Origin of the sequence: Flavobacterium filum DSM 17961, from assembly GCF_000425465.1 — a bacterium.
Classification (GTDB): domain Bacteria; phylum Bacteroidota; class Bacteroidia; order Flavobacteriales; family Flavobacteriaceae; genus Flavobacterium; species Flavobacterium filum.
Window position 1 is genome coordinate 135462 of sequence record NZ_AUDM01000005.1, and the last position, 14399, is coordinate 149860.

Consider the following 14399-nt stretch of genomic DNA (forward strand, 5'->3'; position numbering starts at 1 on the left):
CAAAAATTTAGTTTAACTTCCCGTTACCAAATGCCAGATGTCATTACCAAATACTAATGCCATCAATGTCAGCAAAATAACTACACCAATAGTTTGGGCAACTTCCAATGTTTTTTCGGTTGGTTTTTTGCGGGTAATCATTTCAATTAAGATAAAAACGGCATGACCACCATCTAAACCCGGAATCGGTAAAACATTTAAAAACGCCAACCAAATCGAAAACATGGCTGTAAATGACCAAAAGAACGTCCAATCCCATTCCGGTTTGAAAATTTTGAACATTCGCAATGGCCCACTCACTTGTTTGTACGCTTCTGTTTTGGTATTGAAAATTATTTTGAATTGTTTGATTTGTCCGGTTAGGGTAGAAAACGTTCTGTTTAAACCCGCAGGAATCGCTTCTGCAATACCCATTTCTTTGGTTACAAAAGCATCTTTGGTCACACTAAATTGATTGCCAAAGCCTAATTTTCCTTCTTCATTTGTTTTGGCTTTAATAAGCAATTCTTCGTTATTACGTTTAACAGTCAAGGAAACTGTATCGTTTTTGATAACTTGAATGGCTGCTGTAAATTCATCAAAAAAGCGAGTCGACTTTCCGTTTACGGCTATAATTTGATCATTCTTTACTAAACCTGCTTTTTCTGCCGGAAATCCCGGAATAATAGTGTCAACCACAACTTCCTCTCTAGCAGCTAAAAAGTTTTTACCGGCTCTTTTTATCACATCGCGTTTTCCTTCGTCTGATAAATTAAAAGTTTCCTCTTTTCCGTCTCTTTCTACCGTAATGTTATCGCCAAACAAAATTTCTAAAGGTAATTGCTCAAATTTGGTTTGTGCTTTTCCATCCACTTTTAGAATTTTGTCACCATTTTTCAAACCTAAAATAGTACCAACTGAGTCAACTGAAATACCATATTTAATTTTTGAATTATCTACATAATTATCACCGTGGTTCACAAAAAGCGAAGTATAAATGATCCAAGCAATAAAAAAATTTACGATTACACCACCCATGATGATAATTAGACGTTGCCAAGCCGGTTTACTTCTGTATTCCCATGGTTGAGGTTCTTGCTTCAATTGCTCTTTGTCCATGCTTTCATCTATCATTCCGGCAATTTTTACATAACCACCCATTGGCAACCATCCGATTCCGTATTCGGTTTCACCGATTTTTTTCTTTACCAAAGAAAACCATGGATTAAAGAATAAGTAAAATTTTTCAATTTTTGTTTTAAAAAATTTGGCGGGTAAAAAATGGCCTAACTCGTGAAGAATAACTAAAAAAGAAAGGCACAAAATTAATTGTGCTATTTGAATTAATGTTTCCATTGATAACTATTAAATAATAAAAATTGAGCACAAAAGTAAGGTTTTCACCTTACAAATGACTCTGATTTAAAAAAGGAATTAATTTTTTATAAATTTTTTATGAAAACTTCCTTCGTTGGTTTCCACTTTTATAAAATAAATACCGGTTGCCAAATTGGAAACATTGATTTCTTTTTGAGCCCCCGAATAGATTAATTGTCCGGTTTGCGAAAACAATTCTGCTTTTTCTAACGTTAAAGTGTTCGGTAATTCAATACTAACAAAATCATGTGCCGGATTAGGAGAAATCACAATCAAATCATTAAAATTTAAGGTGTTGATACCCAAAGTTGCCGTGTTGTTTTTGGAAATGATGTGTTTATTTGGGTCAACATCCATTCCGGTAACGGTAAACGGTACATCTACTAAAAAGGATTGACCATTGTTAACATGTTCTAAGGTAACAAAAGCACTTTGATTTCCGGCACCTTTTAAACGCACTTGAACAGGCATTTCAAAAAAGTCAACACTATTGTGCGATTGTGTTTGATTTAACGTTATTAACGCTTGATTATTGGCTTGATTTGAAACAGTTGCCGTATAAGTTGGATAACCTTGATTGAACACCCAATCATTAAAAAACTCCGTCAAATCAACCCCTGAAGTCGTTTCTAAATGGAATTTTAAATCTTCTGTAACTGCATAACCATAAGCCAAAAGCGGGTCGGCTAAATAGTTTTTTATGGCTTGATAAAAAACAGCATCCCCTAATTTCCAACGAAGCATGTGTATAACCATTGCTCCTTTGTTATAACTCAATCGGCTACTGAAAATTCTACTAACATTCAACGCTTCACTATCGGTCAAATAAACAGCTCCTCCGTTTTGAGAAGTGATATTATCAATCATTGAACTTTTCCAACTCACAAAAGAAGTATCACCGTCCAATCCTTCAACAACCAAACCGGATAAATAAGTAGCAAAACCCTCGTTTAACCAAATGTCTTTCCATGTTCCACAAGTAATTTTGTCGCCAAACCATTGGTGTGCCAATTCATGAGCGATTAGATTTCTACCAAAACTTCCCATGAAAGAAACGGTGGTGTGTTCCATTCCGCCACCCCAACCAAATTGAGCATGACCATACTTTTCATTCGAAAACGGATAAGTTTCAAATAAATCTTCAAACAAATCCATAATGGGTAAAGTAACCGCTAAACTATTTTGGGCAGACGATAAACTTTCGGGATAAATATAATTTACAATCGGAAATTCATTTGGAGCAGTGCCGGCTTGTTGTGTAAAAATACTGTAGTTGGTAATGGCAATTGCCACTAAATAAGCCGGAATAGGATAACTATGATGAAAATGAGTGGTAGAAGTGCCGTTGCCATTATCTGTCAAACTCATTTGCACTCCGTTGGCTACACTTACATATTGCGAGGGTGCTGTTAAAAAAATGTCTACACTATCAATTTTATCCGTTAAATCTTGTTTGCATGGCCACCAATCTCTGGCTCCAAATGGTTCTGATAAGGTCCAAATAATCGGAACACCACTGTGAGAACTTTTTGTAAAACCTTGTTCAGCCGTATCAGGAGCACCGGCATAGCTTACAGAAACAATACCTGTTGAACCCGCATTCATTGTTGAGGGAAGCGTGATAATCAATTCTTTTGTCGTAGCATTGTGATTAAAAGCTAACGATTGACTATTCATCATTACCGAACCAACAGTAATTCGATTAGCATAATATTGATTGTTGGTATTGGTAATTCTTCCCAAATCAAAAGTTATGGTTGACATGTTTTCCAAAGCGGTAAAATGTGTAGTAACATTTCCGCTGATGAAATAAACATTCGGGTCAATTGTGAATTCTAATTTTTGGTAGGTAACATCGTAATTAGCAGTATTCGGATTGGCTTCAAACGCCAACAATGCAGAACCTGATTTTAATTCTGCTTCTGCGATAGATTCTAAGTCGTTTATATAGTTTTGGGCTTTCAGTTGACTACATAATAACAATAGAAGAAAAAGTAGGTTTTTTTTCATTTTTTTCGGAAATTAATGACCAAATGTATTAAAATGTATTGATTTTTCATATTTTACGATATTTTTTATGCTTTTTTTAGGTAGTGTTTGATTTTTATTTGGAACTATTTCTTTCCAAAACAATTGTGTACATTTGCCTTCGCAAATATAGAAGAGTTATGTTACAATTGTCTGTTATCCGTGAGAACAAAGAAAAAGTCATTAAAGCCTTGGCAAAAAGAAATCTTGATGCCAATAAATTAGTGGATACCGTTTTAGAGTTAGATGAAAAAAGAAGAGCTACTCAAGTTGAGTTAGACAATGTTTTAGCAGAATCAAATGCGTTGTCGAGAGAAATTGGCGAAATGATGAAATCAGGCGAAAAAGCCAAAGCCGAAATTGTAAAACAAAAAACCGCTCAATTAAAGGAAAAAAGTAAAGATTTGTCTGAGAAATTGGAAGCTTTTACTTCATCACTTTCGGAAGAATTATACAAAATTCCAAATACGCCCGCTGATATTGTTCCGGAAGGAAAAACACCTGAAGATAACATAACTGTTCATCAAGAAGGTGATATTCCGGTTTTGCATGAAGGAGCTTTACCTCATTGGGATTTAGTAAAAAAATACGACATCATCGATTTTGAATTAGGTGTAAAAATCACCGGTGCCGGATTTCCGGTATATAAAGGAAAAGGAGCTAAATTGCAAAGAGCTTTAATTAGCTATTTTTTAGATAAAAATACTGAAGCCGGTTATCAAGAAGTTCAAGTGCCACATTTGGTAAATGAAGCTTCCGGTTTTGGAACAGGTCAATTGCCGGACAAAGAAGGGCAAATGTACCATGTTGGTTTGGATGATTTGTATTTGATTCCAACGGCAGAAGTTCCAGTGACCAATTTATTTAGAGATGTGATTTTAAATGAAAGCGAATTGCCTATTTTATGTACGGGTTATACGCCTTGTTTCCGCAGAGAAGCCGGTTCATATGGTGCTCACGTGCGTGGATTAAACCGTTTACATCAGTTTGATAAAGTAGAAATTGTGCGTATCGAGCATCCTGAAAATTCGTATGCAGCCCTTGACGGAATGGTGGAACACGTGAAAACATTATTGCAAGAGTTAAAATTGCCGTACAGAATTTTGCGTTTATGCGGTGGCGATATGGGATTCACTTCTTCTTTAACCTATGATTTTGAAGTGTTTTCAACTGCTCAAGACCGTTGGTTGGAAATCAGTTCAGTCTCCAATTTTGAAACGTTTCAAGCCAATCGTTTGAAGTTGCGATACAAAGATAAAGAAGGTAAAAATCAATTGGTTCATACGTTAAACGGAAGTTCTTTGGCATTGCCACGTGTTTTAGCCGGAATCATCGAAAACTATCAAACGCCCGAAGGAATAGTAATACCGGAAGTGTTGCGACCATATACCGGATTTGATATGATCAACTAAAAAAGTTAATCTTTATATAATCGATGTACTAATTAGCCAAAAAAAGCTAACTTAGTACATTGTTTTTTACACACCAATGCACAGAATCGTTTTTGTTTTTTTATTTTTCTTTTCAATGGCTGTTGCTCAAAATGAGCAATTGGCTCAGTATTATTATGAACGTGGCGAATTTGAAAAAGCATTAGTTACCTATGAATCCATTCTTAAAACACAACCTGGCAATGGTATTTATTTTGCCAGAATGGTAGATTGTTATCAGCAGTTAAGTCAATTTGACAAAGCAGAAAAAGCTCTTCAAGACCGCTGGAATCAATACAGAATGCCAAATGTTTTGGTCGAAATTGGATATAATTTTCAATTGCAAAAGAATGCCGAAAAAGCATTGGTAAATTACAATTTAGCCATAGAAAAAATAAAAGAAAATCCTTCCAATGTTTACTCAGTTGCGAGTTCATTTGAGAAAAAAGTACTGTTAGATTATGCTTTACAATCCTATGAATTAGCCGTTTCTCTTGATCCTAAACTAAAATTCAATTACCAAATGGCTCAAATTTATGGGCAAATGGGGAAGCAAGATTTGATGATTGAAAAATATTTGCAGGAGATTTATGAAAATCCACAAAACAGTATCATGGTGCAGAATCAGTTTACTCGATTTACGCAAGATGAAGCAGGTTCAGGATTTAATGAATTGTTGCGAAAAGCACTATTGGTAAGGGTTCAAAAAAGTCAGGAAATTTTCTGGAATCAAATGTTGAGCTGGTTTTTTGTTCAACAAAAAGAATATGGAAAAGCTTTTATTCAAGAAAAAGCCATTTATAAAAGAGATCCGGAATCCTTTTCCAATATCATCAATTTAGCAGAATTGGCTATTGAAGAAAACGAAGATGAAATTGCCGGCGAAATTCTTCAGTTTATTCTTGAAAACACACAAGATTTAGATTTGCAAATATTTGCACATGAGCATTTGTTGGAAATTAAATTAGACAAATCTACTTCAAAAGAATATGCAAAAATTGAAGCAGAATTTGATTTTCTTTTGAAAAAATATGGAATAAATCCCTTTTCCATTTCCTTACAACGACTTCAGGCAGAGTTTTATGCCTTTTATTTGAATCAACCGGAAAAAGGAAAAGCGGTTTTACAAAAAGCGATGGAATTGCCTTTAAATCGTTTTCAAACTGCTGAAATAAAAATGCAATTGGCTGATATTTTATTGTTTGAAGAAAAATTCAATCAAGCCTTGTTGTATTATTCTCAGATTGAAGAGGATCTAAAAAATGATGTTTTGGGTCATGAAGCAAGTTTGAAAGCAGCCAAAACCAGTTATTATAAACAAGATTTTGATTGGGCTTTAACACAGTTAAAAGTCTTAAAATCAGCTTCAACACAATTGATTGCGAATGATGCGATGGAATTATTTCTGTTGATTAATGATAATAAAGTGGCTGATTCAAAGGCAATTGCGTTAAAAAAATTCTCAAAAGGAGATTTTCTTTTGTATAAACACAAGTATCAAGAAGCATTGACTCAATTCAAACTCATTTTGAAAGAACACAAAGGTGAAGAAATTGAGGATGAAACGATAGTAAGAATTGGACAATCCTACGAAGAATTACAAGATTATAATCAAGCGATTGCGTTCTATCACCAAATCATAGACAATCATCCCGAAAGCATTTACCGTGATGAAGCATTATTTTTCTCGGCAGAAATCTATAACAAAAAATTGAATCAACCCGAAAAAGCAAAACCATTATACGAAGCTGTTCTTTTTAACCATCAAGACAGCATTCATTTTGTCGAAGCCCGAAAAAATTTCCGATTACTTCGTGGCGATTCTAATTTATAATAATTTAAATCCTTTTTCTGATTATTAATTAGATTTGGAACACATGTAACATGATTTTATACAACGTAACCATCAATATTGACCAAAGTGTTCACGACAAGTGGATGCGTTGGATGCAAACCAAACACATCAATGATGTTTTAGCAACAGGTAAATTCATCTCGGCTAGAATGATAAAAGTTTTGGTAGAAGAAGAAGGCAGTATGACCTATTCTATACAATACACCGCGGAAAGCAAAGAAATGCTAGACCGCTATTATGAAGAAGACGCACCGCGATTACGCCAAGAAGGACTATCTCTTTTTGGAGATAAAATGTTGGCATTCAGAACAGAATTATTGGTAATTAGCGAGTTTTTTCCACAATCTGCCATGCAATAACCTTAGCCACTCAGAACCTTAGTCCCTCAGAACCTCAGAACCTCGGTCCCTTAGAACCTTAGCCAAAATGGAAAAAGTAAAAGCAAAAAAACACCTCGGGCAACATTTTCTAAACGATGAAAATATTGCACAGAAAATAGCCGATTCGCTAACGTTAAAGGGTTACCAAACGGTTTTAGAGATTGGACCCGGAATGGGCGTTTTGACCAAATATTTGTTAGAAAAACCCATTTCTACCTATGTGATTGAAATCGACACAGAATCGGTAGATTATCTCAACAAGCATTATCCAAAGTTGGAAGGAAAAATCATTTCCAAAGATTTTTTAAAATACAATTTAAGTGAAGTGTTTGGTCAAGAGTCATTGGCTATAATTGGTAATTTTCCTTATAATATTTCTTCTCAAATCGTATTTAAAACCTTGGAACTTCGTGATAGAATCCCTGAATTTTCCGGTATGTTTCAAAAAGAAGTTGCTGAACGCATTTGTGAAAAAAAAGGGTCTAAAACGTATGGAATTTTATCGGTTTTAACCCAAGCTTTTTATGAAGCGGAATACCTTTTTACCGTTTCCGAAAATGTGTTTACGCCACCACCAAAAGTAAAATCGGGAGTGTTGCGGTTAATTCGCAAAGAAAATTTCAAACTGCCTTGTGATGAAAAATTGTTTTTTACGGTGGTAAAAACGGCTTTCAATCAAAGAAGAAAAACACTTCGTAACAGTTTAAAAACATACCAATTGTCGGATAATTTAAAAGAAGATAGTATCTTTGACCTCAGACCGGAACAACTTTCGGTAGAACAATTTATAGAACTCACGCAAAAAATAACCGCCGATGGAGTTTAAAATCAGCAGAGAATTTCTATCTCAAATTGAGCAATTAATTAAAGAGAACAAAGAAAAGGAAGTTCATGACTTGCTTCATGAAATTCACTATGCTGATATTGCCGAAATCATGGAAGAACTCGATGAGTTTGAGGCGATTTATATTTTCAACACCTTAGATTCTGAAAAAACCTCTGAAATTCTTTTGGAATTAGATGAAGAGGTGCGTGAAAAAATCCTGCGAAAGCTTACCCCAAAAGAAATTGCCGAAGAGCTTGACGAACTTTCCACCGATGATGCGGCCGACATTATTGCCGAACTTCCGCAAGAGAAAAAAGAACAAGTAATTTCGGAATTAGAAGACGTTGAACACGCCAAAGACATTGTGGATTTGTTGCGGTATGACGAAGATACGGCCGGAGGTTTGATGGGAAAAGAATTGGTAAAAGTTAATGAAAATTGGAACGTGCTCACCTGCGTGAAAGAAATGCGAATTCAAGCTGAAAATGTTTCACGCGTACATTCCATTTATGTGGTGGACGATGAAAATCGATTAAAAGGAAGATTGTCTTTAAAAGATTTATTGACTACTTCAACCAAAACTCCTATAAGTCAAGTTTACATTCCAAAAGTAGATTTTGTTCGAGTGGACACCAAAGATGTTGAGGTGGCTCGTATCATGCAAAAATACGACTTAGAAGCCATTCCCGTAGTTGATGAATTAGGGCGTTTGGTGGGTCGCATTACCATTGACGATATTATTGACGTAATCAAAGACGAAGCCGATAAAGATTATCAGTTAGCTGCCGGTATCTCGCAAGACGTTGAGGCAGATGATAGCATACTCGAACTCACTAAAGCACGTTTGCCTTGGTTGGTTTTGGCACTTTTTGGTGGATTTATCGCTGTAAAAGTTTCCGGACAATTTGAAGGAGCGATGGAAGAATATGGTGTTTTATTCTTTTTTACGCCGCTTATTGCTGCAATGGCGGGGAATGTTGGTGTTCAATCATCAGCCATTATTGTGCAAGGTTTAGCCAACAATACATTGAGTGGCACCATTTGGCAACGATTATTTAAAGAAATGAAACTAAGTTTGTTCAATGGATTGATTCTAGCTATCATTCTACTTTTAGGCAGTCATTTTTTATTGGGTGTGGAATATATCATCGGAATTACAGTAGCAATTGCCTTAATCAGTGTGATTGTGATTGCTTCACTCATTGGTACGTTTGTGCCCATTACACTCAACAAATACGGGGTTGATCCCGCACTTGCTACCGGACCATTTATTACCACCAGCAACGATATCTTCGGGATTTTAATCTATTTTTCTATTGCGAAAGTAATTTTAGGGTTTTAATTTTTTTTATTAGGGTTAAAAAAATCTCATTAAAATTATTTTTTTAATATTTTTTGACTAAATTTGTCAAAACAAAATTTGTCTAATGGAAACATTTGGAGATATAATAAAAGCTGAAAGAGAAAGCCGAGGATTAATTTTAAGACAGGTAGCTGCTGCTCTTGATTTTGATCAGGCAATTGTTAGTAAATTTGAAAGAGGAGATCGAAAGCCATCAAAAGAGCAAGTAGAAAAATTTGCTGAATATTACAATCTTGATAAAAACAGATTAATTACTAGTTGGTTAAGTGATCAAATAGCGAATACAATATACTATGAAGAAAATATTGAAGAATTATTAAAAGTAGCCGAAGAAAAAGCAATTTACCTTAAAACAGTTCAAAATGGAAAATAAAATAAAAGTTGTAGAATTGTTTGCAGGAGTTGGAGGTTTTAGACTTGGTTTGGAAGGTTGGAACGGAAAATCATCATCTTCAAATTATAATGAAAACCTAGAAAGTCCTTATCAAGTTGTTTGGAGCAATCAATGGGAACCGTCAACTAAGATTCAACATGCTTCGGCTGTTTATGAAAATCGTTTTGGAATGGATAATCATTCTAATAAAGATATTGCAAGTGTTGAAATTTCTGAAATTCCTGACCATGATTTGTTGGTAGGAGGATTTCCATGCCAAGATTATTCTGTCGCAACTACTCTAAAGAATTCAAAAGGATTGATTGGTAAAAAAGGTGTGTTATGGTGGTCAATCCATAAAATTATTTCTGAAAAAGAGAATAAACCAAAATATTTGTTTCTAGAAAATGTTGATCGACTTTTAATTTCACCCTCTGGTCAACGAGGAAGAGATTTTGCAATAATCCTTCAAAGTTTAAATGAATTGGGATATGCGGTTGAATGGAGAGTTATCAATGCCGCAGATTACGGAATGCCTCAAAGACGTAGAAGAATTTTTATTTTGGCTTATTTAAATACAACGGAAATCTTTGAAAGTATAAAAAACAATTCACCAATTGAATGGATTTTAGAAGAAGGTACTTTAGCAAATTCATTTCCGGCATCTACAGAAAACTCTTTATTTCCAAAAGAATTTAATTTAAAAGGCGATATTGTTTCAATTTCTGAAAACTTCAATAAGGATGGGAAAACTGGTATTTTTGAAAATTCAGGTTTGATGATTAATGGAACTGTAACAACCATCAAAACACAACCAAATTATGAAGGAAGTTTCACAATTCTTAAAGATTTGATTCAGAATGGTGAAGTAACAGAAGACTTTTATATTAGCGATGAAGAATTAGACAAATGGAAATATTTAAAAGGACCTAAAAAAGAAATGCGAAAAAATGCAGATGGTTTTGAGTATCACTACAGTGAAGGCGGAATGATTTTTCCCGATCCATTAGATAAACCATCCCGAACAATTATTACAGGTGAAGGTGGAAAATCTGCATCAAGATTTAAACACGTTATTCAAACATCGAAAGGTTTTAGAAGATTATCTCCAGTTGAATTAGAACGATTAAATATGTTTCCTGACGACCACACAAAATTAAACGGTATTTCAGATACTAAACGAGCATTTTTTATGGGAAATGCTTTGGTAGTTGGAGTTATAGAGAAAATTGGAATTGCATTAACAGAAAAAATAAAGAATGAAGTTACCGTATAACCCAAAAGATAAAAACTCTGTAATTGAGTATGCGAAAAAGTTAAAGGGTAAATCCTTACGTCAAGTTTGTAATACAAATATTTTAGAGCATTCTTATTCTGGAAAAGGTAATTTTGGACAAGTTTTAGAAAAATTTTATTTTGGTTACGAACCCAATTCAACGGCAGAAGCAGATTTTGCTCAAATTGGAATGGAGTTGAAATCTTCACCATTAAAAAAATTAAAAAACAATGAATTTCGCTCAAAAGAGCGATTAGTTTTAAATATCATAAATTATTTAAATGTTGTAAACCAAAATTTTGAAAACAGTGATTTCATTAAAAAGAATTCCAGTATCCTTCTTATTTTTTATTTGCATCAAGTAGGTTATGATATTTTAGATTTTATCATTAAGTTAGTTGACGAATGGAGTTTTCCATCAACAGATTTAGAGATAATCAAGAAAGATTGGGAAACCATCACAAAGAAAATTGCAGATGGAAAAGCACATGAACTTTCGGAAGGCGACACCTATTACTTAGGTGCTTGTACAAAAGGGGCAAATGCATTATCAGTAAGAAAACAACCATTTTCTGACATTCCAGCAAAACAAAGGGCTTATTCTTTTAAACAAGGTTATGTAAATCATATCATTGCCTCAATAGCAAATGAACCAACTGAAATTTATGGCAAGTTAATTCCATCAGTCGCAGTAGCAAAAAAACAAACAATTGAAGAAATTGTAATTTCAAAATTCAAACCTTATTATGGTAAATCAGAAGAAGAGATTCTTACAATATTAGATTTAAAATTAAATAAAAAAGCTAAAAGTTTTTATGCCAATTTAACAAAAGCCATACTTGGAATCTCACTTGAAAAAGAAATAGAAGAATTTGAAAAAGCAGAAATTAAAGTGAAAACAGTACGTTTAAAAGAAAATAATTTACCAAAAGAAGATATTTCATTTCCAACATTCAAATATGATGAAATTGTAAATGAAGATTGGGAAAATTCAGAATTTAAAAACATTTTAGAACATAAATTTCTTTTTGTTTTCTTTCAATTTGAAAATGAAAAATTGGTTTTAAGAAAAGTGAAGTTTTGGAATATGCCATATTCTGATTTACTCGAAGTAGAAAAAGTTTGGGCGAAAACTCAACAAGTAATTATTAACGGTAAAATAGTTAGAGGTTTTAAAACTAACAAAAATGGAAAAGTAACACGTGAAACTAACTTTCCTGATAAAGAATTTAGTAAAGTTTCACATGTTCGTCCACATGCTTTAAATTCAGCAGATACTTATCCATTACCAAAGCAAGATAAATTTACTAAACTAAATGAATATACAAAGCATTGTTTTTGGCTTAACAATTCATATGTAAGAGATGAAATCTATTTAAAATAATTTCAAGTGAACACCAACCTCATCAAAATCCTCCATCTCGATTCCAATCACCCACTTTTATGGGAGCAATTGGAAGCATTAGGTTTTGAAAACTATCAAGATTTTACTTCCTCCAAAGATGAAGTTGAAGCAAAAATTCAGGAGTATCAAGGAATCGTCATTCGCAGTCGCTTTAAAATTGACAAAACATTTTTAGACAAAGCCACCAACTTACAATTTATCGCTAGAGTAGGAGCCGGGCTGGAAAGTATCGATGGTGACTATGCCAATTCTAAAAATATTCACCTGATCGCAGCTCCAGAAGGCAACAGGAATGCAGTAGGCGAACATGCTCTTGGTATGTTGCTTTCGCTAATGAATAAATTAAACCAAGCTAATCAATCCGTGAAAAACGGATATTGGATTCGTGAAGGTCATCGTGGCTATGAATTGGAAGGAAAAACCGTCGGCATCATCGGTTATGGCAACATGGGAAAATCATTTGCAAAAAAATTAAGTGGATTTGATGTTGAGGTCTTGTGTTATGATATTCTTCCCAATGTAGGCGACCAAAATGCAAAACAAGTTGCATTAGAAGAACTACAACAAAAGGCAGATGTGCTTTCGCTTCACACACCCTGGACACCGGAAACCGATAAAATGGTGAACGAACAATTTATCAATGCGTTTGCCAAACCGTTTTGGTTCATTAATACCGCCAGAGGAAAATCAGTGGTGACGAAAGATTTAGTCAAAGCTCTTCATTCCGGAAAAATTTTAGGAGCCGGATTAGATGTGTTGGAATATGAAAAACTCTCTTTTGAAAAATTATTTGAAGGCGACAAACCGGAAGCTTTTACTTATTTATTAGCTACTGATAATGTTTTGCTTTCCCCACACATAGCCGGATGGACGTTTGAAAGCCATCAAAAATTGGCTCAAGTAATTGTTGATAAAATCAAACATTTTTATTTCCCAAATGAGGAATCGACAGAATTAAATCGTGTTACCGGAATTGGAGGCTTCTTTTTCAAAGCAAACGATGCTAAAAAATTAGTGGAATGGTATGGTAAACATTTAGGACTGAAAACGGACCAATATGGTTCAACTTTTTGGTGGAAAGACAACAATGGCAATGATTGTTCTACGCAATGGTCGCCTTTTTCAGAAGATACAACCTATTTTTCTCCATCCGAAAAACAATTCATGCAAAATTTCAGAGTGGAAAATTTAGAAGCACTTTTGGAAAATTTAAAGCAAGAAGGCGTGACGATAGTTGGCGAAATAGAAACCTATGATTACGGAAAATTTGGTTGGATTTTAGATCCGGAAGGAAATAAAATTGAACTTTGGGAACCAATTGATAAAGCATTTCAATAATTTTTTTTATTTTTATTTCCTAATCGATTAATCAACACTAAAATATGGAAACAACTCGACCAAAAGAAGAATGGAATAATCCAAGCCAAAATCAACCAAAACCTGAAAACAAGAAGATTGTTGCCGGAGTTTTAGCCATTTTAATTGGCGGTATTGGTATTCATAAATTTATATTAGGCTATACTAAAGAGGGAATTATTCAAATTATATTGTCAGTAGTTACTTGCGGAATAGCCGGTATTGTTCCTTTTATTGAGGGCATTATATATTTAACCAAATCTGACGAGGATTTTTATCAAACCTATCAAGTCAATAAAAAACCATGGTTTTAATAAAGAAAGAGGGAGCTAAAAACAACTCCCTCTTTTATTTATTCATTCCCAATCTCCTTAATCTCATCAACTTTATTCCACTGATATTCAGCAGAACCAAATCCTAGAATCGGATAGAAAATGATAGGTAACAATATTAATCCCACCGTAAATCCTGTAGATTTTCCAAATGATTTTGACAATTCATTCATTGCTACAATCAAAAAATAAATGTTTACCAATGGAATCAGAAACATAAAAATCCACCAAACTGGTTTTTTGATGATTTCTAATAAAACGATGGTGCTGTAAATTGGAATCAAACAAGCCCATCCCGGTTTACCGGCTTTTGAAAAAATTTTCCATTGTGAAGCAATTAAAACTACAATTACTCCAATGTAAAAAAGCAATAATACAATTAACATTGCGGCCATAAAATATAAAGTTTTGGTTAGTAC

General features: G+C 34.0%; 13 protein-coding genes and 1 pseudogene. 11 read left to right on the plus strand and 3 right to left on the minus strand.

Annotation, left to right across the window (positions count from 1 at the left end):
* Positions 1 to 12: 12 nt before the first annotated feature.
* Together rseP and H601_RS0103295 are read right to left on the minus strand one after the other, a co-directional pair.
* Entirely contained in the window at positions 13 to 1335 is a 1323-nt protein-coding gene (gene rseP, locus H601_RS0103290; protein WP_026710174.1) for an RIP metalloprotease RseP, read from the minus strand.
* Between the two features lie 78 nt (positions 1336 to 1413).
* Entirely contained in the window at positions 1414 to 3366 is a 1953-nt protein-coding gene (locus H601_RS0103295) for a M1 family metallopeptidase (protein WP_026710175.1), read from the minus strand.
* Positions 3367 to 3524: 158 nt separating this feature from the next.
* On the opposite strand from H601_RS0103295, the gene serS reads away from it, so the two are divergent.
* From serS to H601_RS0103345, 11 genes and pseudogenes are all read left to right on the plus strand, one after another.
* The gene (serS, locus tag H601_RS0103300; protein ID WP_026710176.1) at positions 3525 to 4796 is read left to right on the plus strand and encodes a serine--tRNA ligase; all 1272 of its coding nucleotides are present in this window, start codon (positions 3525 to 3527) and stop codon (positions 4794 to 4796) included.
* A gap of 76 nt (positions 4797 to 4872) precedes the next feature.
* Positions 4873 to 6648: a tetratricopeptide repeat protein gene (locus H601_RS0103305; RefSeq protein WP_026710177.1), complete on the plus strand. Its 1776-nt coding sequence runs from the start codon at positions 4873 to 4875 to the stop codon at positions 6646 to 6648.
* 50 nt (positions 6649 to 6698) lie between these two features.
* Entirely contained in the window at positions 6699 to 7028 is a 330-nt protein-coding gene (locus tag H601_RS0103310) for a DUF4286 family protein (RefSeq protein ID WP_026710178.1), read from the plus strand.
* Positions 7029 to 7095: 67 nt separating this feature from the next.
* Positions 7096 to 7875: a 16S rRNA (adenine(1518)-N(6)/adenine(1519)-N(6))-dimethyltransferase RsmA gene (gene rsmA / locus H601_RS0103315; protein ID WP_026710179.1), complete on the plus strand. Its 780-nt coding sequence runs from the start codon at positions 7096 to 7098 to the stop codon at positions 7873 to 7875.
* A complete protein-coding gene (mgtE, locus tag H601_RS0103320; RefSeq protein WP_026710180.1) occupies positions 7865 to 9217 on the plus strand; it encodes a magnesium transporter in 1353 nt (450 codons plus the stop codon). Before rsmA ends, mgtE begins: the two co-directional genes overlap by 11 nt.
* A gap of 85 nt (positions 9218 to 9302) precedes the next feature.
* On the plus strand, positions 9303 to 9611 hold the full coding sequence (locus H601_RS0103325) for a helix-turn-helix domain-containing protein (RefSeq protein ID WP_026710181.1): 309 nt from the start codon (positions 9303 to 9305) through the stop codon (positions 9609 to 9611).
* A complete protein-coding gene (gene dcm / locus H601_RS0103330; protein ID WP_026710182.1) occupies positions 9601 to 10887 on the plus strand; it encodes a DNA (cytosine-5-)-methyltransferase in 1287 nt (428 codons plus the stop codon). The genes H601_RS0103325 and dcm overlap by 11 nt, the downstream gene beginning before the upstream one ends.
* A complete protein-coding gene (locus H601_RS0103335; RefSeq protein ID WP_026710183.1) occupies positions 10871 to 12271 on the plus strand; it encodes a Sau3AI family type II restriction endonuclease in 1401 nt (466 codons plus the stop codon). Before dcm ends, H601_RS0103335 begins: the two co-directional genes overlap by 17 nt.
* A 6-nt stretch (positions 12272 to 12277) precedes the next feature.
* A pseudogene (locus tag H601_RS15160) lies at positions 12278 to 13222 on the plus strand (2-hydroxyacid dehydrogenase); the annotation flags it as partial.
* 42 nt (positions 13223 to 13264) lie between these two features.
* Positions 13265 to 13630 (plus strand): VOC family protein, encoded by a 366-nt coding sequence (locus tag H601_RS16770; RefSeq protein WP_281170569.1) that lies wholly within the window; start codon positions 13265 to 13267, stop codon positions 13628 to 13630.
* 44 nt (positions 13631 to 13674) lie between these two features.
* Complete coding sequence (locus H601_RS0103345; protein WP_026710184.1) at positions 13675 to 13962, plus strand: TM2 domain-containing protein; 288 nt, start codon at positions 13675 to 13677, stop codon at positions 13960 to 13962.
* 38 nt (positions 13963 to 14000) lie between these two features.
* Here H601_RS0103345 and H601_RS0103350 read toward each other — a convergent pair whose 3' ends face one another.
* A complete protein-coding gene (locus H601_RS0103350) occupies positions 14001 to 14375 on the minus strand; it encodes a DUF5684 domain-containing protein (RefSeq protein WP_026710185.1) in 375 nt (124 codons plus the stop codon).
* Between the last annotated feature and the right edge of the window lie 24 nt (positions 14376 to 14399).

Excerpts from the sequence above, each read along its gene's own strand:
- rseP (WP_026710174.1), bottom strand. The coding sequence starts at position 1,335 with ATGGAAACATTAATTCAAATAGCACAATTAATTTTGTGCCTTTCTTTT.
- H601_RS0103295 (WP_026710175.1), bottom strand. The coding sequence starts at position 3,366 with ATGAAAAAAAACCTACTTTTTCTTCTATTGTTATTATGTAGTCAACTG.
- serS (WP_026710176.1), top strand. The coding sequence starts at position 3,525 with ATGTTACAATTGTCTGTTATCCGTGAGAACAAAGAAAAAGTCATTAAA.
- H601_RS0103305 (WP_026710177.1), top strand. The coding sequence starts at position 4,873 with ATGCACAGAATCGTTTTTGTTTTTTTATTTTTCTTTTCAATGGCTGTT.
- H601_RS0103310 (WP_026710178.1), top strand. The coding sequence starts at position 6,699 with ATGATTTTATACAACGTAACCATCAATATTGACCAAAGTGTTCACGAC.
- rsmA (WP_026710179.1), top strand. The coding sequence starts at position 7,096 with ATGGAAAAAGTAAAAGCAAAAAAACACCTCGGGCAACATTTTCTAAAC.
- mgtE (WP_026710180.1), top strand. The coding sequence starts at position 7,865 with ATGGAGTTTAAAATCAGCAGAGAATTTCTATCTCAAATTGAGCAATTA.
- H601_RS0103325 (WP_026710181.1), top strand. The coding sequence starts at position 9,303 with ATGGAAACATTTGGAGATATAATAAAAGCTGAAAGAGAAAGCCGAGGA.
- dcm (WP_026710182.1), top strand. The coding sequence starts at position 9,601 with ATGGAAAATAAAATAAAAGTTGTAGAATTGTTTGCAGGAGTTGGAGGT.
- H601_RS0103335 (WP_026710183.1), top strand. The coding sequence starts at position 10,871 with ATGAAGTTACCGTATAACCCAAAAGATAAAAACTCTGTAATTGAGTAT.
- H601_RS0103345 (WP_026710184.1), top strand. The coding sequence starts at position 13,675 with ATGGAAACAACTCGACCAAAAGAAGAATGGAATAATCCAAGCCAAAAT.
- H601_RS0103350 (WP_026710185.1), bottom strand. The coding sequence starts at position 14,375 with ATGGCCGCAATGTTAATTGTATTATTGCTTTTTTACATTGGAGTAATT.